The organism is Arsukibacterium sp., from assembly GCF_036735525.1.
Taxonomy (GTDB): domain Bacteria; phylum Pseudomonadota; class Gammaproteobacteria; order Enterobacterales; family Alteromonadaceae; genus Alishewanella.
The window spans coordinates 1-22,046 of record NZ_DAINOE010000054.1 but is presented as its reverse complement, the minus strand read 5'-3'; the positions used below and the strand labels follow the sequence as shown (position 1 = coordinate 22,046).

Here is a 22,046-nt window from a genome sequence, read left to right as displayed (position 1 = left end):
ATTTGAGTGATTTGTTTTGTTTTTTGGCGAAATCATTATAACGCACTCATTTGCCACCTATTTTTCATACCGCAAAGATCAACACGCTCTAAGGAAAAAGACATGCAGTTGTTATTACTCAGTAGTTCACGTGCCAATAACAGTGAATATCTGGCGCCCTATATGCCATGGCTGCAAACGCACTTAACGGGCTGCACAGAATTACTCTTTATCCCTTATGCCGGTGTGACCATTAGTTATGATGCCTATGTAACACAAGTTGCTACAGCGCTGGCACCACTAAAGGTAAAAGTCAGTGGCTTACACCAGTATGCAAAGCCGCAACAAGCTATAAAAGACGCTCAGGCTATTGCGGTAGGTGGCGGCAATACATTTAAGCTACTTAATGAATTATATCAAAAAGATATATTGCAGCTTATTGCAGAACGCGTAACCAGCGGCACCCCTTATATTGGCTGGAGTGCCGGCGCAAACATTGCCGGCAGCACTATTTGCACTACCAATGATATGCCGATCATTGCCCCGCCTTCTTTTGACGGCCTTAAGCTATTACCGCTGCAATTAAATCCACATTACATAGATATGAAAGCAGAGGGCTTTCACGGTGAAGCACGGGATATGCGCCTGGCGGAATTTATGACGCTGCAGCCTAAATCACCCATTATCGCCCTGCCTGAAGGCTCAGCACTGAAACGGCAAGGTCAGCAATTAACCTTGCTAGGCCGCGACGGTGGTTATTTGTTTGTCGGGGGCGATAAAACAGCGCTGTTGCCCGACACAGACTTGTCGGCGTTTATCTGACACAGCAGCAAGGTAAAGTTATAGCTATTATTGAGCTTGCTCAGTCATTTTTGTTAATAATGGCTGTCAGCGCTGCAGCCAGTTGTGTCGCTAACGCTGACTGTTGCTGCTCAGCTGGCATAAAAGGCACTACCCCCAAACAGGGGGCAGCAATACGTTGTTGTAAATCGGTAATATTTTCTTGTAACAGCGCCATCTGTGGGTCAATGCAATTAGCAACCCAGGCCACTAGCTGGCAACCACTGCGCTCAATCTCACGCACCGTCAGCATGGCATGGTTTAAACAGCCCAGCTTCATGCCTACCACTAACACTACCGGTAAGCGTTGCTCTGCCACCCAATCCGCCAGATAGCGATGTTTACTGATGGGCAGTAACCAGCCACCAGCACCTTCAATTAACAGATGCTGCAACGCTAATTGCTGCCAGTCTTGCAGTGCCTGCGTAAGCTGGCTCTCTAAAATAGGCTGTTGCGTTATTTGTGCCGCTAAATGTGGTGCGACCGCTGCCTGATAACAGATCGGATTGACCTGCGCATAAGGTAACGCGAGACCAGAATGCTGCATCAAGCGTAACGCGTCACCGTTCAAACCCTGCTGATCGGTACCGGCAGCTATCGGTTTAACCCCGGCAGCGGCGTGACCGAGCGCCCTAAAGCCCTGTAGCAAAAGGCTACTGATATAGGTTTTACCGGCATCGGTATCAGTCGCGGTAACAAAAAAACGGTTAACTGCCATCTTTTACTCCCACCAGCTGTAGCACCTGATAGGTGGCAGGCAGCCCCTCTGAAGTGCGTGTTTTATCATAAGCCATCGCCAGTTTTTGCCAGTAGCCTTTTCCGGTTAAGCCCTGCTGCTGACGTCCAGCGACCTGATTAGCGCCCAGCGCTTTGAGTTCCCGCGCCAGGCTTTGCACATCGGGGTAATACAAGGTATAGCTGCGCTCAATATATTGCCAGCTCATGCCATTAAGTCGGCTTGCCGTGGCTTTAAGTTGGTTGACCGGCAAAAAATGGTTGACGTGTTGTTTATCATCAACGCAGGCAAAGGCTTGCTGCAGTTCCAGCAAAGAGCCCGCCACCAGCGTGGTCAGCACCGCCTGCCCACCCGGCGTTAACACCCGGGCTATATGTGATAACGCGGCATGCGGGTTGGCACACCACTGCAGCATTAAACTGGAAAAGACTTTATCCACCGACGCATCAGGCAATGGCAACTGCTCGGCATCGGCCTGCACATAGGCTGCGGCTAATTGCTGACTGGCCGCTTTGGCCAGCATGCCGGCACTTAAGTCGACTGCGGTAAATTGCTGACAAAGGTTGGCAAATCGCGGGTGGATCCAACCCGGACCACAACCCAAATCTAATAAATGCCCTGTAGCATGTTCAGGCATTAACGCCAACGCTTCCAGCGCGACCTGCTGCTGCAAACGCGCCGCAGCAACATAGCTGTGACAAGCATTGCCAAAACTTGCGGCCACTTTCTGTAAAAACAGCGTTTCACCCTTCGTCATATTGCATTCTGGCTCATAGGTATTGCCTTAGCGATTGCAGTAAATGCTGTATGTCCTGCTCGCTATGATGGCTGCTAAGGGTGATCCTTAAGCGCGCACTGCCCCGTGGCACTGTAGGCGGGCGTATAGCACTAAGCCAAATGCCCTCCTGTTTTAGTTGCTGGCTCAAGTGAAGCGCCCGCTTACTGCTGCCTAACACCAGTCCCTGAATGGCACTGCTTGATGCTAACAATGGTAAGTCGGCGGCTTGCGCCCGGAAAAATGCAATATTGCTGTGCAATTTTTCACGCCGCCAGGGCTGGCTGCGGCTCAAGCTAATACTTTTGATCACTGCTGCACACAGCGCTGGCGATAACGCCGTGCTGTAGACATAATGGCGGCCAAATTGCTCCAGATAATCCATCACAGTTTTACTGCCACCAACGAAAGCGCCCGCCACGCCCAAGGCTTTACCAAAATTAGCCATATAACAAAACAGCTGATCATTATTAAGCCCCTGCGCGACAGCCGTACCTTTGCCCTCTGGCCCAGACACGCCTAAACCGTGGGCATCATCCAGTAATAGCAATGCATCATGCTGTTGACAAAGGCTCAGCATAGCGGGCAGATCCGGGCTATCACCATCCATGCTAAACACGCCCTCGGTCACCACCATAGGCTGATGCTCGCGGCTTATTGAGCTGCTCAGAGCCTTGTTTAGTGAAGCCAGGTCATTATGGACAAAACGCTTAAACGTCGCCGGGCTGTGTAAGGCCGCATCTATTAAAGAGGCATGGCTGAGTTTATCCAGCAATAAATGGTCATCTTTATCCGCTAACGTAAGCAACATTGCCTGATTAGCCGCAAAGCCAGAAGAAAACAGCAGTACCCGCTCAAGCCCCAGCCAATCGGCCAAGAGCTCGCTAAGTTCAACATGCACACTGTGCTGGCCGGTCACCAAAGGCGAACCGCTACTGCCGGCTCCATAGGTTGCGGCACCTTCAGCAAAGGCCGCCACCACCTCAGAGGCGGTGGCCAGCCCCAGGTAATCATTACCAGAGAAATTCAGATAGGACTTGCCGGCAATGCTAAGCAGGCGGCCGCCATACTGCTCCACCGTCACCGGTTGACGCAGTTGCTGCAAAGCTGCCCGCTGTTGTAATGCCTTTTGCAAGCCAACAAGTTTGGCCTGCTGCATTTAACCTGCCGCGTGGTAAAGCGGCGGATTAGCCTGCTCGTTCAGGGCATCGGCCAGCGCTAACTCGTGCGCTTCATCCGACACATCAGCGCGTTGCTCTGGTGTAATACCCAGCTTGGCAAAGAGTTGCATATCGGCATTAGCTTCCGGGTTTTCGGTGGTTAATAACTTATCACCGTAAAATATTGAATTGGCGCCAGCAAAGAAACATAACGCCTGCATTTGCTCATTCATACGTGAACGACCGGCAGATAAGCGCACATGGCTTTGCGGCAACATAATCCGGGCCACAGCTATAGTGCGAATAAATTCAAAACCATCTAAGTCTTCAACATTTTCCAACGGCGTGCCTTTAACTTTAACCAGCATATTGATTGGCACACTTTGCGGGTGCTCTGGCAGGTTCGCTAGTTGCATCAACAGCGCTGAGCGATCATTGGCACTCTCGCCCATACCTACGATACCGCCACAGCACACCTTCATACCTGCCTCACGCACATGGATTAGGGTATCCAGACGGTCCTGATAGGTACGGGTGGTGATAATTTCGCCATAAAACTCCGGTGAGGTATCCAGATTATGGTTGTAATAATCCAGCCCGGCCTGTGCCAGCTCTTTAGCCTGGCTATTTTCTAACATGCCCAGGGTCATACAGGTTTCCAGCCCCATCGCCTTCACACCTTTGACCATCTCAATGATATAAGGCATATCACGCTGCTTGGGGTTGCTCCAGGCGGCCCCCATACAAAAGCGGCTGGCACCTTGTGATTTTGCCGCCGCCGCCTGGGTTAAGACTTTTTCGACTTCTATTAAGCGTTCGCGCTCTAAACCGGTATTGTAATGGCCGCTTTGCGGGCAATATTTGCAATCTTCGGCACAGGCGCCGGTTTTAATCGATAACAATGTGCTGATTTGTACTTCGTTTGGCGTAAAGTGCTGACGATGCACCGTTTGTGCTTGAAACAGCAAATCATTAAAAGGTAAAGCAAACAAGCTGTTAACTTGCTCTAGTGTCCAGTTATGGCGGACTGCAGCCTGCTTGGCGTCGTACATAAGATCCCCTGCAAATATTGAGGTTAACGGGTTTTTCGGCTAGTCTACCCCCGGCTGGCAAGTTGTCAACGCCGACCACAGCCCAAACTTTACTAATGGTTAAATTATGAGCATCGATCTGGCCTTTGACCGCCAACATATCTGGCATCCCTACACCTCTATGCTTGCCCCGCTACCAGTATACCCGGTGGTCTCGGCTCAGGGCTGTGAACTCACGCTGGAAAATGGCCAGCAGCTGATTGATGGCACCGCGTCCTGGTGGTCTGCGGTGCATGGTTATAATCACCCGCTGTTAAATGAAGCGATAACCCGGCAACTGAGTAAGATGGCCCATGTGATGTTTGGTGGCATCACCCACCAACCGGCGGTAACACTGTGCCAGCAACTGCTGGCGATGGTGCCTGCAGGGCTGACTAAAGTATTTCTGGCCGACAGCGGCTCTATAGCCGTAGAAGTCGCGATTAAAATGGCGCTGCAATACTGGCAAGCCAGCGATAAGCCCGGCAAACAAAAACTGATCAGCCTGCGCAAGGGCTATCATGGTGATACCTTTGCTGCTATGGCAGTGGGCGATCCCGAAGATGGCATGCACAGTATGTTTAGCCGCATGCTGCCACAACACTATTTTTTACCTGCCCCAGACTGTCCCTTTAATGCGGTTTTTGATGCTACAAGTATAGCGCCACTGGCTAACTTGTTAGCCGCTGAGCATCAGCAGATCGCTGCTCTGGTGTTGGAGCCTATAGTACAAGGCTATGGTGGTATGCGTTTTTATCACCCGGAATATCTGCGGCAGGCCCGGGCCTTGTGCGATCAGTACCAGGTGTTGCTAATTGCTGATGAAATAGCCACTGGCTTTGGCCGCACCGGCCGTTTATTTGCATGTAATCATGCCAATATTTCGCCCGATATTTTGTGTGTGGGTAAAGCCTTAAGTGGTGGTTATCTGACGTTGGCTGCGACCTTATGTAGCGATGAGGTGGCGCGCGGCATTAGTTTGAGTGAGGCTGGTGGCTTGATGCATGGCCCCACTTTTATGGCTAACCCGCTGGCTTGTGCTGTGGCCAGTGCAAGCTTGTCACTGATTGCTAAAGGTGATTGGCAGCAGCAGGTTGCAGCCATTGAGCAACAACTTAACACAGAATTAGCCCCTTGCCTTGCCAGCGCTGAAGTCAAAAATGTGCGGGTGCTGGGCGCCATTGGTGTGCTGGAGATGCATCAGCCGGTAGATGTCGCCCGTTTGCAACAACGCTTTGTGGAGCTTGGCGTGTGGATCCGCCCCTTTAACAACCTGATTTATATCATGCCCCCTTTTATTATCAGCCCTGCGCAGCTGGCACAACTGACCAAAGCCATGCGGCTGGTGGTGGGATTAACGGGTTAAATGTCAGTGCCAGCCGCATCCGCCATACTGGTATTAACGTATTTAATCAGCTATAACCTGATGATTCAGCAAAAACTGATGATAAAAACCGGAGCGGCTATGCCATTGATACAATCGACCATCAAGCAATCTTTTACCCTATGTAGCACCTTGTTATGTTGCGCTATGTTGTTTAGTCATACAGCCCAGGCCAACCGTTTTGCCGATACGCAAATTACGTCAACCGATTTAGGCCAGGGCTTGTATTTTTTAAGTGGTGCCGGTGGCAATATGGCCAGCCTGATAAGTGAGGATAAAGTACTGTTGGTGGATAGCCAGTTTGCTGAAATGGCAGATAAAATAAACACCACCTTATTAAAACTCAGTAATAATCAACCATTAACCGCCCTGATTAATACTCATATGCATGGCGATCATGTCGGTGGCAATGCAGCCTTAGCCAGTAATCTACCTATTATTGCCCATTATAAGGTGCGTCAGCGTTTGGCAGACAATGCGCAATTTGACCCAGCAGGGCTGCCTAATACCTTGATTGAAGAGCAAAGCGAGCTACAAGTCGGCGCCTATACCCTTAACTTGCAACCCATGCCTGCCAGTCACACCGATGGCGATTTATTGGTATGGTTCACCGCTCACAATGCAGTACACATGGGTGATTTGATGTTTCAGGGCCGTTTTCCGTTTGTTGATACCAATAACGGCGGCAATGTGCAGCAATATATTGAAAATACCCGTTATGTCATCGCAAAAATTGATGACAATACCCGGGTAATACCAGGCCATGGTGAGCTGACCAATAAAGCCGGTTTAACCCGTGAGCTGTACATGATGGAATCGACGCTGGCTGAAGTAAAAGTCCTCAAAGACAGCGGTATCACTCTTGAGCAAGCGATAGAGCGTGGTTTATCTGAGCAATGGCAAAGCTGGCACTGGAATTTTATTACTGAAGCACGTTGGATCACCACCTTATGGCAGGCGCTCCCCTGAGTCGCATAGGAATAACGACATCAGCCATACTACTGCTGTTTGTCATTAGCTGCAGTAACCCTTGCTTCGCATCATCTCTGCCAGATGTACAGCAGCTTGGCCAACCAGTGCACTATATCTACAGCCATGTATCAAGTGTCAACACAGGGCAATTGGTCCTTGCTGATGGCACTTCTTGGCGGAGTTCACAACCGGGTTTTGGCTTGCCAGCTACTCCGGTTTTAGTATTAAGCACAAAGCAGTTGCGCACTGGCTCCGCTGAGCTCTGGTTGCATGGCTTTAAAATGAGTGCACAATACCAACAGGGCGAACTTAAATCACTGCAGGGGCGGAAAATAGAGGTGTTAGCCACAGAGCAAAACGGTATCAGGTTGATGCTATCTGATAACAAAGTCTTACTGATTGCAGAGCGGGATCGTCGTTACAGCCGGCACTGGCAAGGGCCTTTTGAGGCGATTTTGACAGCTGACGGTCAACTGCTGCAGCTGCCGACATTGCAAATCGTTACGGTGCTGGCTATTGCCGACTGACATACCACAACAAACCGCTTGCTATGGCCAATAACAACACTATGTTGATGTAAAGATGATCGGTAATTCGGCTCATTCTCAAGCGGTTAATACTCAGACTTACCGCGCTAAGCGCAATACAACCCCACAACAGATAAATAAGCCAGACAGTGAGCCTTGGATGCCAATAATCACGGATATCCAACTCCCAGTAACGCACCAGACCGGTATTTAGCTCAGGGCTGGCATAATGGCTCAGCACTAACGCCACCACAAAAGCCAGCCAAGCGGTCAAGGCAAGCCACTTAAATAAGAGGCATAACCAGTCAGGCCCCTTTCGGCGCTCGTTTTTAATAGCGTCTGGCTCTGAATATAGCAATTTAACGCTCCATCCAACTTTTACTTGTTTTGTGCGTGCGGCACAGTATCATTACTGTTTTTAAAGCTTAGCTCACTTTGTATTTTCTGGAGTTTGTTGCATGACGCACGCTGCTGTTAAAGATGTGTTGGCGGGTCAGTACCCGGTCGGCGAAAAAATCACTGTAAAAGGCTGGATCCGCACCCGTCGTGACTCCAAAGCCGGTATTTCGTTTTTAGCTGTGCATGATGGTAGTTGTTTTGACGCCGTACAAGCCGTGGTCCCCGCTGAGCTTAGCAATTATGAGTCAGAAGTAAAACGTTTAACGACCTCATGCTCAGTGATTATTAGCGGTATTGTCGCCCGCTCTGAAGGTCAGGGTCAGGCATATGAGGTGCAGGCACACAGCGTAGCAATCATTGGCTGGGTAGAAAACCCTGATACTTACCCAATGGCGCCGAAACGTCACAGCATGGAATATCTGCGTGAACACGCGCACCTGCGCCCGCGTACTAACATTGTTGGCGCTGTTACCCGGGTGCGGCATTGCTTAGCTCAGGCTATCCACCGTTTTTTCCATGAACAAGGCTATTACTGGATCAGTACCCCTATTATTACCGGCTCTGATACTGAAGGCGCCGGCGAAATGTTCCGGGTCAGCACCCTGGATTTAGAAAACCTGCCGCGCACTGATAAGGGCACCATAGATTACAGTCAGGATTTTTTTGGTAAAGAAACCTACCTTACCGTATCGGGTCAGTTAAATGGCGAAACCTATGCCTGTGCCATGTCAAAAATATACACCTTCGGCCCGACATTCAGAGCTGAAAACTCCAACACCAGCAGGCACTTAGCTGAGTTTTGGATGATAGAGCCTGAAGTAGCTTTTGCCGAGTTAAAAGATATCGCTCAACTGGCCGAAGACATGCTGAAATATGTCTGTAAAGCCGTACTGACAGAGCGTGCCGATGATATGGCCTTTTTTGCAGAGCGTATCGACCCTACCGCAGTTAGCCGCTTACAGCAGTTAGTGGATTCGTCTTTCGTGCGGATGGACTACACTGACGCCATTGAAATCCTTAAAACCTGTGGCAAAAGTTTTCAGTACCCGGTTGAATGGGGTGTGGATTTACAGTCAGAGCACGAACGTTACCTGGCCGAAGAGCATGTGGGTGCCCCTATCATTATGCAAAACTACCCCAAAGACATTAAAGCCTTTTATATGCGCTTAAATGACGATGGCAAAACAGTAGCAGCTATGGATGTACTAGCGCCCGGTATTGGTGAAATTATCGGTGGCAGCCAGCGGGAAGAGCGTCTGGAGCAGTTTGATAAACGACTGGACGAGATGGGCCTGAACAAAGAAGATTACAGCTGGTATCGTGATCTACGCCGCTATGGCACAGTGCCACACGCAGGCTTTGGTCTGGGCTTTGAGCGTCTGGTGTCTTATGTTACGGGCGTAGGTAATGTGCGTGATGTTATCGCCTTTCCGCGCACCCCGGGTAATGCAGAGTTTTAATGACTCGCTATACACACAAAGGGCCTCAATTGAGGCCCTTTGCATATGGATTTTAAAAATACGAAAAAAACTGTTCAGGATCTGGCTCTGTACGATTTGGTGCCTGACTTACTGCGGTGCCTAAATATAAAAAACCAACAATCTCGTCATCTTCGTTCAAATCAAAAGATTGTTTTACAAAGTCTTGCTGAGCATAGCTGCCGGTGCGCCAAATCCCGCCAAAGCCCTGGGCAAATGCCGCTTGTTGCATCGCCATCACTGCGCAGGCCGCAGATTGTACTTGCTCATGCGCAGGTACTTTAGCGTGCTCAGTTACTTTAGCAATACAGACTATCACCATAGGAGCACGCAGCGGCAACTGTCTGGCGCGTTCATGCATTTCGGCCGAGATACCGGGTGCATCTTCTATAGCCGCTTCAGCAAACACATCCCCTAACCTGTTAAGCGCATCTTTGCCAGTAACAATGACAAAACGCCAGGGTTTTAACCCGCCGTGATCCGGCACTTGCAGCGCTGCCTTTATTATCAGCTGCAAGGCTTCCCCCTCTGGCGCCGGCTCGGTTAAGCGGGCTGAAGAATAGCGGGTGGTCAATAACGTCATGGCATCCATAAACTTACCCTTACCTGATCCTGACAAACAAGCTGCAGGCTAGCAAAAATAGAGCAGACTGCAAAACACTATTTAGATAAACTGCGATTAACTGTACAGCAACTGGCCGGACTGGCTATTTACACAACGATTTATAGCCTTGCAGATACTGCTCTGCCGCTTGCTGCCAGCTAAAATTCTGCTGCATGCCGCGCTGTTGCACCGCTTTGTAGGAGCGCGGCTGCCGGTACAATTGTTCCGCTTGCTGTAAAGCGGCAACTAAACTGTCGATATTGGGCTCAGTAAAACCAATGCCGGTGGCATTGCGGGCCGGCCATGGCAACACTGTATCTTTTAAGCCTCCGGTCAGGCGCACTACAGGCACAGTGCCATAACGCAAACTATAAATCTGATTCAAACCGCAAGGTTCAAATAGTGACGGCATCAGAAAAAAATCGCCTGCAGCTTCTACCTGATGGGATAATGGCTCATTAAAGCCTTCGATAAATCTGAACTGTAGCGGAAATTGCTGCTGCAACTGCCCTAACTGCTGGCAGTAATGCTGCTCGCCACTGCCCACTAGTAACACCTGTGCGTTGCTTTGCGCTAACCATTGCCGCAATGCTGGTATAAGAAAATCAAAACCTTTTTGGCCGGTAATACGACTCACTGCTACGAATAGCGGCACCTTGCTATTAGCCAGCTGATATTGCTGTCGAAGCCAACGTTTGCACTCGGCTTTACCGGTTAAATCGCTGGCTGAGTAATGCGCAGTTAATGCCGGATCGGTTGAAGGATCCCACTGCTGATAATCACAGCCATTTAAAATGCCACTGAAACGCAGTTCTGCTTGCTGATACAAAACCGCTAAACCATTGGCTGCAGGTTCAGACATCAACTCTTGCCGGTAACCTGCGCTAACGGTTGTCAGCCAGTCAGCACTGAGGATCCCCTCTGCCAGCATGCTAAATCCGGTATGAGAAGTGCTTAGATTGAACTGAGCATAGTGCTGTGATGATAGAGGTTGCTGATAAGCACCATTATGAATGGTAAACACAAAACGCGGTGTAATGGCAAAGTCAGTGGGCTGATAATGTTGTTTTAAAAAACTGCCGGTTAAAGCTGTTTGCCAATCATGGCCATGAATAATATCAATGCTCAGCTGTTGCTGACGCAGCCATTCGAGCGCTGCTTTACAAAAAAAAGCAAAACGTTCAGGGTTATCGGCATAGCCGAACTGACCATCATCATAAGGCCGTTCTCGCCGAAAAAAATCATCATGCTCCAGAAGCCAGATATCAAGCTCATTATCGGCTAACTTTCGAACCGCACAGCCATATTGCTGCTGGCCAAGGGTAAAATATACCGAGTGTGACACCACAGTGTCATGCTGATACAAACTAGCATAACGCGGCAGTAAGATAGTGAGCTGATGTCCCGCCTGCTGTAAACTGGCGGCCAAACCGCGACAGGCATCGGCTAAACCACCGGTTTTTATCAGGCCCTCAAACTCGCTGCATAAAAACAAAATGCGCAAAATAGCTCCTTTGCAGCTAAAAAAAACAATTAATCAAAACCAACCCGGGCACCTTTGGGGATCACTATGACTCCTTCGGGAGAAATATGAAAGCGGGCCTTATCGAGGATCGGATCCTCACCGATAACGGTATTGGGCGCGATTTTTACATCTTTATCAATAATGGCGCGACGAATTCTGCAGCCTCGGCCAATATCGTTATTGCCCATTAACACACATTTTTCAATATAGCTGTGGCTATGTACATGTACGTTATAACCCAAAATCGACTGATACACTATGGCACCACTGACAATACAACCGGAGGCAACCATAGAGCTGATTGCCTGACCAGTACGGTTGGTTTCGTCATGGACAAACTTTGCTGGCGGCATTGGCGGTGTATAGCTGCGCAGCGGCCAATAACGGTTATACACATCAAATGGCGGGTTAATGGCCAATAAGTCCATATTCGCCGAATAATAAGAGTCAAGGGTACCTACATCACGCCAGTAGCCGGCACTGGATTCCGACTCTCCGCGGATGCGGTTTGTTGAGAAGTCATAAACATAGACTTCACCCTGTGGGAACAATCCCGGAATAATGTTATGACCGAAATCATGTTTAGAATCGGCATCTGCAGCATCATCTTCCAGCACCTTCACCAGGCAGCCGGCTTCAAAAATGTAGTTTCCCATAGACGCCAGTACATAGTCGGGTCGCCCCGGAATCGTTTTTGGATTTGACTTAGGTTTTTCTTCAAAACCAATCATCTTACCAGTAGCATCCACCTCTATTACGCCAAATTCATGAGCCTGACTTACTGGCACAGGTATAGCGGCTACAGTTAGCTTAGCTTTGTGAGCACGATGGAAATCAAGCATTTGCCGAACATCCATTTTATAGATGTGGTCACCACCAAACACACAAACATGTTCAGGATCCAGGCCATGGATAAGATGCAAATTTTGGTAAATAGCATCAGCCGTTCCCAGATACCAATGCTTACCGGTTTGCATTTGCGCCGGTATAGGGTCAATAAAGCGGTTAGTTAAACCACTAACACGCCAGGCCCGGGCCAGATGCTTCATCAGAGAATGAGATTTAAACTGGGTGATAACAAAAATTTGCAATAAATCTGAGTTCACAAAATTATTAAGAACAAAGTCAATAATGCGGTAATTACCGCCGAAGGGTACAGCGGGTTTAGCACGAATACCGGTTAAAGGTGCTAAGCGAGTGCCCTCACCGCCGGCTAGAATCATTGTTAACACACCTGACATAGAGACTCCCTGTTCAAAAAACCAATCTAAATTAGCGCAATCATTGAGCAAAATGCAAAGCTGATACCAGAGTAGCAGTAATTAACCATAAACGCTTTACAGCAGGCTGGCAATAAGACTTAAGCAGAATTAGCCTAATATAACGAAGTGGCGAATAAATGACTATTGCACCATTTAAAAGCAAAATATCAATAGAGAAATACCGCCGCACCAACATGGTGCGGCGGTATGGTTAAATAACCGCTGCCAGTTCAGCTCCCTGACGAATGGCACGTTTGGCGTCTAATTCGGCTGCGACATCGGCACCGCCTATCAGGTGTACCGGTATCCCCTGTTCAGTTAAGCCTTGTTGCAGCTCACGCAGTGGCACCTGACCTGCACAGATGATGACATTATCAACATCCAGGCAACGCGCCTCTCCGGCTAATTCTATCCATAAGCCCTCGTCATCTACACGCAGGTAATTAACACCGCTCATGCTTTCTACGCCTTTCTTTTTCAAAGAGGCCCGGTGACTCCAACCACTGGTTTTACCCAAGCCTGCCCCGACTTTGCTGTTTTTACGTTGCAGCAAATAAATTTTGCGGTCAGCAGGCTCTGGCATCGCATCAGGTAATAAGGCACCACGAGCGGCATAGTTTTTATCTACCCCCCAATCGCGCAACCAGGCATCTGGCTGCAGGCTGAGTGAATGGTTTTCAGTGAGGTATTCAGCAACATCAAAACCAATACCACCGGCACCAATAATAGCCACATGTTTACCAACCGCTTTGTGATCGCGCAGCACATCTAAATAACTTAATACCTTAGGATGGTCCTGCCCCTCTAGTGAAATGTCTCGTGGCACTATACCGGTTGACAGGATCACTTCATCAAAGGCGCCCGCTTGTAAGCTTGCCACCGTTTGAGCTGAATTTAAATGCAGTTTAATAGCGTGCAGTTCTATCATACGACCAAAATAGCGCAAAGTTTCGCTGAATTCTTCTTTGCCCGGAATTTGTTTTGCGTAATTAAACTGGCCGCCAATTTGGTGAGATTTATCAAATAGATGCACTTCATGTCCGCGTTGTGCGGCATAAACGCTAAACGCCAGTCCGGCCGGGCCGGCACCAACAACAGCCAGTTTTTTACGTTTGGTTGCAGGGGTAAAGTTTAATTCGGTTTCATAACAAGCGCGCGGATTGACCAGGCAACTGGCGCGTTTTTTCTGAAATACATGGTCTAAACACGCCTGATTACAGGCAATACAGGTATTAATTAACTCAGCTTGATTGGCTGCAGCTTTATTAACAAAATCAGCATCGGCTAAAAAAGGCCGCGCCATGCAGACTAAATCAGCTTGATCATTGGCCAGAATATCCTCGGCCACCTGGGGATCATTAATACGGTTGGTGGCAATCACCGGGATAGTTAACTCTTTACGCACCCGTTCAGTTATCCAGCTAAAAGCCGCCCGCGGTACCCGGGTAGTAATGGTTGGTACTCTCGCTTCATGCCAGCCAATACCGGTATTGATTAAGGTAGCCCCTACCTTAGCTACGGCTTGACCTAAGGCCACCACTTCTTCAAAGGTGTTACCATCTTCTACTAAATCGAGCATCGATAAGCGATAGATAATAATAAAATCGTCACCACAAGCTTCACGTACCGCTTTTACCGTTTCCAGTGCAAAACGACTACGGTTATCAAAACTGCCACCCCACTCGTCAGTCCGCTGATTAGTGCGCTGACAAATAAACTGGTTTATCAGATAGCCCTCAGAGCCCATTATTTCTACACCATCGTACCCAGCCTGCTTGGCTAAACGCGCGGCATAAGCAAAATCTTTAATGGTACTTTTAATTTGCCGACCCGACATGGCACCGGGTTTAAAGGGCGTGATTGGTGATTGAATGTTGCTCGGGGCCACATTAAATGGGTGGTAGCCATAGCGGCCAGCGTGTAACAGTTGCAGACATATTTTTGCATCATGCTGATGCACAGCCTGGGTCACCTGTTTATGTTTTCTGACTTGCCACCAATAACTAAGCTGACTGCCAAAGGGCACCAGGTTGCCACGAAAGTTGGGGCTGATACCGCCGGTAATAATAAGGCCAACACCGCCTTTGGCGCGCTCGGCATAAAAAGCGGCTAACTTAGTAAAGCCGTTTTTCTCTTCTTCGAGCCCAGTATGCATCGAGCCCATGATTACGCGGTTTTTCAGCTGGGTAAAGCCTAAATCTAATGGCGTTAATAATTTTTGGTATGCCACAATAGCCTCTCTGGTCGTACCTGTCAGATCGGTAAAATGTAGCTGCTTTAACTGTCCTTGGCAAGTAATAAACATTTACTTACAAATTCAATTTAGTCTTTATCCATAAATTGGTTAGCATAAGCTCAATAAACTCTGTTTTTTTAAACTTATACAGGATGGCATTATGTCTCAACCGCAAAAAGGCCTGTTCCGGCGCATCTTTGGCGCCATGTGGCGTGTCTACAAAGGCTTCAGATCGATTATTTTAAATATTATTTTTATTTTTTTCGTTTTGATCATCGGTATTTCACTATTTAGTGGTGAGGAAAAAGTCAACATCGCTGAAACCTCTGCGCTGATCTTAAATATTAATGGCGATTTGGTTGAACAAAAACGTTATGTCGACCCCTTCAGCGCCATTATTAATGAAGGCCTGGGTGGTCAGGAAGAACAACCTGAAGTGCTGGTGACTGACGTGGTTAAAGTTATCCAGCAGGCCACTAAAGATAAACGCATTCAAGTGATGGTACTGGATTTATCGGGTTTAGGCCGCGCCTCACTGGACAAAATGCAGGTGGTCGGTGCCGCGATTGAAGAATTTAAAGCAGCCGGTAAAAACGTCTTTGCTTACGGTGGTTTCTTTGGTCAAAACCAATATTTTCTGGCCAGTTATGCCGATGAGATTAACTTAATGCCTATGGGCGCAGTTATTCTGGAAGGCTATGGCAGCTTCCCGATGTTCTATAAGAACGCGTTGGAAAAGCTGAAAATCAATACCCATGTGTTTCGGGTTGGTACATACAAATCGGCGGTTGAGCCATTTATCCGCGATGATATGTCGGCTGAAGCTAAAGAAGCCAACGCTGCCTGGTTAAACGAATTATGGCAGGATTATAAAGAGCAGGTTGCTGCGCGCAGAGGTTTTAGTCTGGATAACTTTGATGAAACCTATCAGTCTTTGTTTGACAAAGTGAAACTGGCTGAAGGTGATTTAAGCCAGTACGCGCTGCAAAACCGATTAGTGGATGCACTTAAAACCAGCCATCAGTTCCGTGAACAAATGATTGCGCTGGTTGGTGCTAATGATAAACACACCTACAATCATGTCAGCTTCGATGATTATGCCAAGCTGGTGATTCCTTCAAAAACTATTGATAATCCGTTAACAGATAAAGTTGCAGTGGTGGTAGCCCGCGGCACTATCGTTGATGGTACTGCCCGTGCTGGTACCGTCGGCGGTGATTCTACCGCTGCCCTGCTGCGCCGTGCCCGTTTTGATGACAAAGTAAAAGCTGTGGTACTGCGTATTGACAGTGGTGGTGGCAGTGCTTTTGCTTCTGAGATTATTGGTCAGGAAATCACTTTATTACGTGAAGCCGGCAAACCTGTTATTGCCTCTATGGGTGCAGTAGCGGCGTCGGGTGGTTACTGGATTGCTGCCCCTGCAAACGAGATCTGGGCCGCCCCCACAACCATTACCGGTTCTATCGGCATCTTTGGTTTACTGCACACACTGGAAAATTCCTTATCCACCTTGGGCTTAAACGTGGATGGTGTCGGTACCACTGAGTTAGCCGGTTTGTCAGGCGGCTTACCGCTGTATCAGGGCTTGAATCCTCAAGCACAGCAGTTATTCCAATTATTAATTGAGCGTGGCTATAGCGAATTCCTGACCATGGTCGGAGAAAACCGCAATATGAGTATTGAAGCCGTCGATGCCGTGGCGCAAGGCCGCGTTTGGACTGGCCGTCAGGCGCTGGAATTTGGTCTGGTAGATAAACTGGGTACCTTCGCTGATGCCGTTGCTGCAGCAGCAGAAAAAGCCGGCCTGAGCAACTATGACATTAAAGTGATGCAGCACGAGCTAGCTCCGTTCGAGCAAATGATGAACGACTTATTCGGTGCTGCTTCTGTAAGGGGTTGGTTACCGAACATCAGCCAGAGCCCTGAGCGTCGTGCGCTGCAACAATTAACTCAACAAATAAAACAAGACTTTGTGTTAATGAATCAATTCAACGATCCAAACGGTATTTACTCTTACTGTCTGGTGTGTCGTATTGACTGACAGCTAAGCCATACTGCTTTACAATGCCCGGCATCCTGTCGGGCTTTTTTTTAGCCTGCTAATTAAATCAGCGCTTTGGAATGTCACTATGAGCAGAAAACGTATCTATGTCGCCTATACCGGCGGTACCATCGGTATGCAGCAATCGGCACAAGGCTTTGTGCCGGTGCCTGGCTTTTTAAGGGATACCGTAAAGCGTATGCCCGAATTTTATCGCAGCGAAATGCCACTTTTTGATATTCATGAGTACCATCCGGTCATTGACTCTTCCGATATGACCCCGGCTCACTGGCTGCATATCGCCAAAGATATTCAACAGCATTATCAGCAATATGATGGTTTTGTGGTGTTACATGGTACTGATACTATGGCCTACACCGCATCGGCGCTGTCATTTATGCTGGAAAACCTGCAAAAACCGGTCATTATTACCGGCTCGCAAATTCCGCTGGCCCAACTGCGCTCTGACGGTCAGGTCAATTTATTAAATGCGCTTTATCTGGCGGCTAACTACCCTATCGCCGAAGTGGCGCTGTTTTTTAATAATCAATTATTTCGCGGCAATCGCGCCACTAAAGCCGATGCCGATGGCTTTAATGCCTTTGCCTCACCCAATATGCTGCCCTTATTAGAGGCGGGTATTCACATTAATCTGATTGAAGGCAAGCTGACCCAAGCATTTGATGCGCTTCCGCTTCAGGTCGCCGATATCACCCCTCAGCCCATTTCCGTGGTGACGCTGTATCCTGGTATCACCACTGATGTCATTCGTAATATGCTACACGACCCGGTACGGGCACTGATTATTAAATCTTTTGGTGTCGGTAATGCGCCGCAGCGCCCTGAGTTACTCGAGGTGCTGCAACAAGCCGCACAGCGTGGCCTGATACTAGTTAATTGCACCCAATGCTTTAAAGGTAAAGTCAATATGGAAGGCTACGCCACGGGTAATGCACTGAAAACCCATGGCGTGATTAGTGGTTTTGATATGACCTTAGAAGCCACCCTGACTAAGCTGCATTACCTGCTAAGTAAGCCGCTCAGTACTGAGCAGGTTCGCCAGCAAATGCAACAGAATTTGCGTGGCGAACTCAGTAACGGCTAGCTGCGAGCTCTTAACTAGCCTAGGGCAACATTAGTTGCTTAACCCGCTGCAACAGCGGTAATTCAGCCTGAGTGACGGCACCATGCGCCAGCCATTGCTTAAACAATAAGACTGGCTCAGGAGTAATGCCATCATTGTGTTTTTGTGATAACAACAATAACTGTACCTGCTGACGTGCCGGAGCATCTTCTGCAGTCACCGCTACGCCACTTTGCATCTCCAGCGCCAGCGTTAATTGCTGGCGATTAAGGGCGGGTTGCAAAGAGAGGTGTTCACGATAAGGCTGTGGCCAGTTTTCAACCGGCGCCAAGGCTTCCAGCTGGCTAAATAACTGCTGTAATGCCTGACGGGCTTGTTGCTGCTGCCCCGCTTCTCGCTGAGCATTTAATCGTTGCTGTAATTGTTGTTGCAGCTGCCCAACTTGCTGGTGGCATTCAGCGTTAGGCGCAACGGGCAGCTCAGCAAGTTTTGCTAGCACTAACTCTACCTCCGCCACACTGGCTAATGCCGGCAGCTGTTGCCGAAGCTCAGCAAACCTGGCGTTAAAGGCAGATATTGCAGACTGCTCAGACGCTTGCTGCGCCTGTTGCTGCTGCTTAAGCTCACTGAAAAAACCATCACAGAGTGCACGAAAGGCAGTCCACAGCTGTTGCTCCTGATGTTTGCCGGCAAAGCCCAGCGTTTTCCATTGTTGCTGACACTGTTTAATTACCCGGGCCTGCTGCTGAGCATCGGTGAGATTCAGCGCCTGTTGTACTTCATCGATCAGCTGTTGTTTACGCTGCGCAACTTGTTGCTGCAGTGCTTTTAACTGTTGCCGGATGTCTTGCTCCAGCACTTTAAAACGCTGCTGCAAAGCCTGGTAGTGGGTTCTGTCTACCGCACCGGCGCCTTTCCATTGTGACAATAACTGCTGAAACCGGCTTTCCAGTACTTTGGCATCAGTCAATGCGGCTTGCTCTAGCTCAGCTAGATGCTGCAGTATCTGCTCACGCTCCAGCACATTAGCCGCGCGCTCTGCATCCTGGCGGGCGAAGATAGCCCGGCAGGGTTCAAAAGCAGCTTCACAGGCCTGGTTAAAGGCAGCATCCAGTTGCTGATCCAATTCAGGATCCGCCTTGCCCAGACTTTGCCAGTTTTGCCTGGCTAATTTAACCTGTTTTGCTCGGGCACTGGCCTCGGCCGCTGCAGCCTGATCCTCGCCAGATAGTGGCTCAGCCTGAAGCTGCTGCATCTGGGCCAATAACTGCTGCTTGCGCGGCGTTGCAATATACTGCTGCAGCTCAGTCAGCTCTGCCAGCTGGCTCTGGGCTTGCTGGTAATCTTTAGCTAATTGCTGTTGCTCAGGCTCGGTTAATTGCTGATATTGCTCAGAAATACCTTTGAATAAACCAAATAACACATTAAAACGGCCGGCGGCATGTAAGCGCTGAAATTCCGCTAATTTACTGCGACATTGCTGCGCCTGACGTTTAGCCGCCTGTTCCAGCTGAAATAACTGTTGTTGCCAACGGTTATTAAGCTCATCGAAGGCTTGCTGCAAACTCTCAGGCAGTGCTAATGGCAACTTGCGGGTGAGCTCGCGCCATTGCTGTAACCGTTGCTGATTATGCTGTTTTGCTTCTTGCAGTTGTGCTTGCGCTTGGGGCAGCTCAACTTGTTGCCAACTGGTTAGTAACTGGGTGGCCTGCGCCATTTTTTCGGCTAAATCGGGTAAAACGCCCAGCTGTTGCTCTAATTGCAACCAGGCGCTGAGCAAGGTTTGCTGCTGGCTAGCGCTAAGGACACTGTCATCCAATTGTGGTCTTAAGCTGACAAGCTCTGCCGTTAGCGGCTCTGTCAGGCTTAATTCGTGTTGCAGCAACAGCTGCTGCACTTGCTGGCGTAAATCTGATAGCGCAGATTTGAGCAGCTGATAGCGCTGCTCTGCCGCCTGCTGTTGCTGCTCTGCGGCGTGCTGCTCGGCAAATTCAGCCAATTTAGGCGCTAACCACTGTTGTAATTTGCTGTGAAGCTGCTGGTATTTTTGTTGCAGTTGCTCTGACTCTATTGCCGCAAAGCTGGCAAACTCCGCCAACAGTGGCTGCCACTGTGCATCCAGCTGTTGTAATTGTGCTGGCAGCTGTGCCAAAGGGGTGCGCTCGCGCAGGGCATTTAATTTTGCCAGTAACAAGGTTAGTTGCTTCCGCAGCTGGCCAGGTTTTTGTTGCTGTAACTGTAGATGCTGGAGCTGGGTTAACGCCTGAGCTGAGAGTTCAGCGTTTAACTGTTTTGCTAGCTTTTCCAGTAACTTAGGTTCTGATATTTGCGCCAGTAATTGCTGTTTATGCCTTGGTAACAGCACATCATTTAGTAACGCGGCACTGGTCAGCTCTATTTTATCCAGCCGGCATAACAGCTGATAGCTCAGCTCTGCATCTTGCTCTTGCTGTACCAATTGCTCTAACACACTTTGCCGTTGACATTCATGCACAAACTGCTTTTTGACCGCGGGGGCTAGGCTACCATCTAACAAAGCCGTAATCACCTGCTGCTCTGCATAGTGTTTTAAACGCTCAGCACTGTCTTGCTTACTGGCTTGCCACCATAGCGCAAAATCATTGAGCTGATGCAATGCCAAGCGCCGCACTGTTTCACTGGAGTCGTTAAATGCCAGCTCGTGTAAAATCTGTTTATGTTCAGCATTATCGGCGCTTAAATCCACCAGCGCCTGTTGCCGTATAGCGGCATCCGCATGTTGCCACTTGGGCGCAAACCATCGTTTAAAGATCATCGTGTGTAAACCTTGCAATAGCATCAGGTGCAGCAAATTGTTTTTTTAATTCGGCTTTGGTCTTTTGAATCATCTGACCATTAGCCCCTATGGTAAAGAGTTCTTCAGAGCGCAACACTTTAGCCTGGTATGCCATCACCAGTTGTAAGGTCTGCTCTTTTTGCTGCTCTGTCAGTAAGGTGCCATCGGCCCAGCGGCCAATGGCCACTGCATCGGCCAGTTTCTGGTAGGTTTCAGGCGCCATGGCACTGACTAAAGAATTAAAATCCATTTTTGACGCTTCGCTTTAACAGGATAATACGCACCCGTGTGACCACATACCAGATAAAACCCACGGCAATAGCCGCGGTAGATACATATTCGTTATAGCTGCCGGAGCTAGGTTGCCACCAATACAGCACGCCAAAGCCCCCCAGAAATAAAATCAGGGCTAACATTGACTGATTTACCAGCGATTGTGACTGTTTTAAACGGCGATCACGTTGCACCGCCGCCAGTTTAACCGGATCACCGGTTAAGTCACCTTTGCAATTACTGCAACTGCTGGCTTTATCTGACACCCTATGCCCGCAAAACGGACAAGAAATAATCGCCATAATACTGCCTTTTGCTTACCTTAAGTCATCCACCACGGCCAGAATAGCCGCCAACATGTCTTGCCCTAATTTCATAGACCGCACATCAGACCAACCAAAGGCTTCATCTGGTAAATTGGCATTGTCTTTAAACGGCATTTCGACGGTGTAGCTTAAACAATTAAACTGATTACCTACCCAGTTCGTGGCGACAGTCAGGTTGGCCTGACCCGGAGCATCTTTGTCATAGCCAAACTCGTCCTGAAATTCAGGGGTAAGGGTTAACAAGGCTTGTTTAAAGCGCTGCTCTAATTGCTGCACTTTGGCAGTGTATGACGGTACGCCTTCGCTGCCAGCCACAAAGTTATATGGCAAGTTTTCATCGCCATGAATGTCTAAAAACATATCAAGACCGGTTTCCAGCATTTTTTGACGTACCAAAAATACTTCCGGGCTACGAGTCATCGAAGGCTCTTGCCACTCGCGGTTTAAATTTGCGCCAGCCGCATTAGTACGTAAATGGCCACGCACACTGCCATCAGGATTCATGTTAGGTACAATGTAAAACACCGCCTTGGCCAATAACGCACGGGCAACGCCATCAT

20 protein-coding genes are annotated in these 22,046 nt (G+C 48.8%); 7 read left to right on the top strand and 13 right to left on the bottom strand.

Annotated features, from left to right (window positions below; genetic code table 11):
* Positions 1-102: 102 nt before the first annotated feature.
* A complete protein-coding gene (gene pepE / locus V7D78_RS11460) occupies positions 103-801 on the top strand; it encodes a dipeptidase PepE (RefSeq protein WP_333608590.1) in 699 nt (232 codons plus the stop codon).
* 40 nt (positions 802-841) lie between these two features.
* Here the strand turns inward: pepE and bioD are convergent, their stop codons facing one another.
* The 4 genes from bioD to bioB are packed head-to-tail and all read right to left on the bottom strand — an operon-like array spanning position 842 to position 4,542.
* The gene (bioD, locus tag V7D78_RS11455; RefSeq protein WP_333608589.1) at positions 842-1,537 is read right to left on the bottom strand and encodes a dethiobiotin synthase; all 696 of its coding nucleotides are present in this window, start codon (positions 1,535-1,537) and stop codon (positions 842-844) included.
* Entirely contained in the window at positions 1,527-2,312 is a 786-nt protein-coding gene (gene bioC / locus V7D78_RS11450; protein ID WP_333608588.1) for a malonyl-ACP O-methyltransferase BioC, read from the bottom strand. The genes bioD and bioC overlap by 11 nt, the downstream gene beginning before the upstream one ends.
* A 13-nt stretch (positions 2,313-2,325) precedes the next feature.
* The gene (locus V7D78_RS11445; RefSeq protein WP_333608587.1) at positions 2,326-3,489 is read right to left on the bottom strand and encodes an aminotransferase class I/II-fold pyridoxal phosphate-dependent enzyme; all 1,164 of its coding nucleotides are present in this window, start codon (positions 3,487-3,489) and stop codon (positions 2,326-2,328) included.
* Positions 3,490-4,542, bottom strand: a complete 1,053-nt coding sequence (gene bioB / locus V7D78_RS11440) for a biotin synthase BioB (RefSeq protein ID WP_333608586.1) — start codon at positions 4,540-4,542, stop codon at positions 3,490-3,492.
* A 106-nt stretch (positions 4,543-4,648) separates the two neighbouring features.
* Here bioB and bioA point away from each other — a divergent pair, with 106 nt between their 5' ends.
* The 3 genes from bioA to V7D78_RS11425 all read left to right on the top strand — a co-directional run bounded on the left by bioA (position 4,649) and on the right by V7D78_RS11425 (position 7,443).
* On the top strand, positions 4,649-5,926 hold the full coding sequence (gene bioA, locus V7D78_RS11435) for an adenosylmethionine--8-amino-7-oxononanoate transaminase (RefSeq protein WP_333608585.1): 1,278 nt from the start codon (positions 4,649-4,651) through the stop codon (positions 5,924-5,926).
* Positions 5,927-6,025: 99 nt separating this feature from the next.
* Positions 6,026-6,913, top strand: coding sequence for an MBL fold metallo-hydrolase (locus V7D78_RS11430; RefSeq protein WP_333608584.1), 888 nt, complete (start codon positions 6,026-6,028; stop codon positions 6,911-6,913).
* Positions 6,914-7,197: 284 nt separating this feature from the next.
* Positions 7,198-7,443 carry a hypothetical protein gene (locus V7D78_RS11425; RefSeq protein WP_333608583.1) on the top strand — a complete coding sequence of 82 codons (246 nt, stop codon included), beginning with the start codon at positions 7,198-7,200 and terminating at the stop codon, positions 7,441-7,443.
* On the opposite strand, the gene V7D78_RS11420 is transcribed toward V7D78_RS11425, so the two are convergent.
* Positions 7,430-7,717: a hypothetical protein gene (locus V7D78_RS11420; RefSeq protein WP_333608582.1), complete on the bottom strand. Its 288-nt coding sequence runs from the start codon at positions 7,715-7,717 to the stop codon at positions 7,430-7,432. The two genes, V7D78_RS11425 and V7D78_RS11420, sit on opposite strands and share 14 nt — an antisense overlap.
* Before the next feature lie 184 nt (positions 7,718-7,901).
* Here V7D78_RS11420 and asnS point away from each other — a divergent pair, with 184 nt between their 5' ends.
* A complete protein-coding gene (gene asnS / locus V7D78_RS11415; RefSeq protein ID WP_333608581.1) occupies positions 7,902-9,302 on the top strand; it encodes an asparagine--tRNA ligase in 1,401 nt (466 codons plus the stop codon).
* Between the two features lie 52 nt (positions 9,303-9,354).
* On the opposite strand, the gene V7D78_RS11410 is transcribed toward asnS, so the two are convergent.
* The 4 genes from V7D78_RS11410 to V7D78_RS11395 all read right to left on the bottom strand — a co-directional run bounded on the left by V7D78_RS11410 (position 9,355) and on the right by V7D78_RS11395 (position 14,941).
* Positions 9,355-9,912, bottom strand: coding sequence for an NAD(P)H nitroreductase (locus tag V7D78_RS11410; RefSeq protein ID WP_333608580.1), 558 nt, complete (start codon positions 9,910-9,912; stop codon positions 9,355-9,357).
* 115 nt (positions 9,913-10,027) lie between these two features.
* Positions 10,028-11,428, bottom strand: a complete 1,401-nt coding sequence (locus tag V7D78_RS11405; protein ID WP_333608579.1) for a glycogen synthase — start codon at positions 11,426-11,428, stop codon at positions 10,028-10,030.
* A gap of 29 nt (positions 11,429-11,457) precedes the next feature.
* On the bottom strand, positions 11,458-12,690 hold the full coding sequence (glgC, locus tag V7D78_RS11400; protein WP_333608578.1) for a glucose-1-phosphate adenylyltransferase: 1,233 nt from the start codon (positions 12,688-12,690) through the stop codon (positions 11,458-11,460).
* 232 nt (positions 12,691-12,922) lie between these two features.
* Positions 12,923-14,941, bottom strand: a complete 2,019-nt coding sequence (locus V7D78_RS11395; RefSeq protein ID WP_333608577.1) for an NADPH-dependent 2,4-dienoyl-CoA reductase — start codon at positions 14,939-14,941, stop codon at positions 12,923-12,925.
* A gap of 166 nt (positions 14,942-15,107) precedes the next feature.
* On the opposite strand from V7D78_RS11395, the gene sppA reads away from it, so the two are divergent.
* Together sppA and ansA are read left to right on the top strand one after the other, a co-directional pair.
* The gene (sppA, locus tag V7D78_RS11390) at positions 15,108-16,988 is read left to right on the top strand and encodes a signal peptide peptidase SppA (protein ID WP_333608576.1); all 1,881 of its coding nucleotides are present in this window, start codon (positions 15,108-15,110) and stop codon (positions 16,986-16,988) included.
* Between the two features lie 88 nt (positions 16,989-17,076).
* Positions 17,077-18,093, top strand: a complete 1,017-nt coding sequence (ansA, locus tag V7D78_RS11385) for an asparaginase (RefSeq protein WP_333608575.1) — start codon at positions 17,077-17,079, stop codon at positions 18,091-18,093.
* 19 nt (positions 18,094-18,112) lie between these two features.
* Here ansA and V7D78_RS11380 read toward each other — a convergent pair whose 3' ends face one another.
* From V7D78_RS11380 to V7D78_RS11365, 4 genes are all read right to left on the bottom strand, one after another.
* A complete protein-coding gene (locus V7D78_RS11380) occupies positions 18,113-20,866 on the bottom strand; it encodes a DUF349 domain-containing protein (protein ID WP_333608574.1) in 2,754 nt (917 codons plus the stop codon).
* Positions 20,856-21,137, bottom strand: a complete 282-nt coding sequence (locus V7D78_RS11375) for a YeaC family protein (protein WP_333608573.1) — start codon at positions 21,135-21,137, stop codon at positions 20,856-20,858. Before V7D78_RS11375 ends, V7D78_RS11380 begins: the two co-directional genes overlap by 11 nt.
* Entirely contained in the window at positions 21,127-21,462 is a 336-nt protein-coding gene (locus V7D78_RS11370; protein ID WP_333608572.1) for a zinc ribbon domain-containing protein, read from the bottom strand. The genes V7D78_RS11375 and V7D78_RS11370 overlap by 11 nt, the downstream gene beginning before the upstream one ends.
* A gap of 15 nt (positions 21,463-21,477) precedes the next feature.
* Positions 21,478-22,046, bottom strand: a 569-nt coding sequence (locus tag V7D78_RS11365) for a M14 family metallopeptidase (RefSeq protein ID WP_333608571.1), incomplete at its 5' end; no start/stop codon positions are given.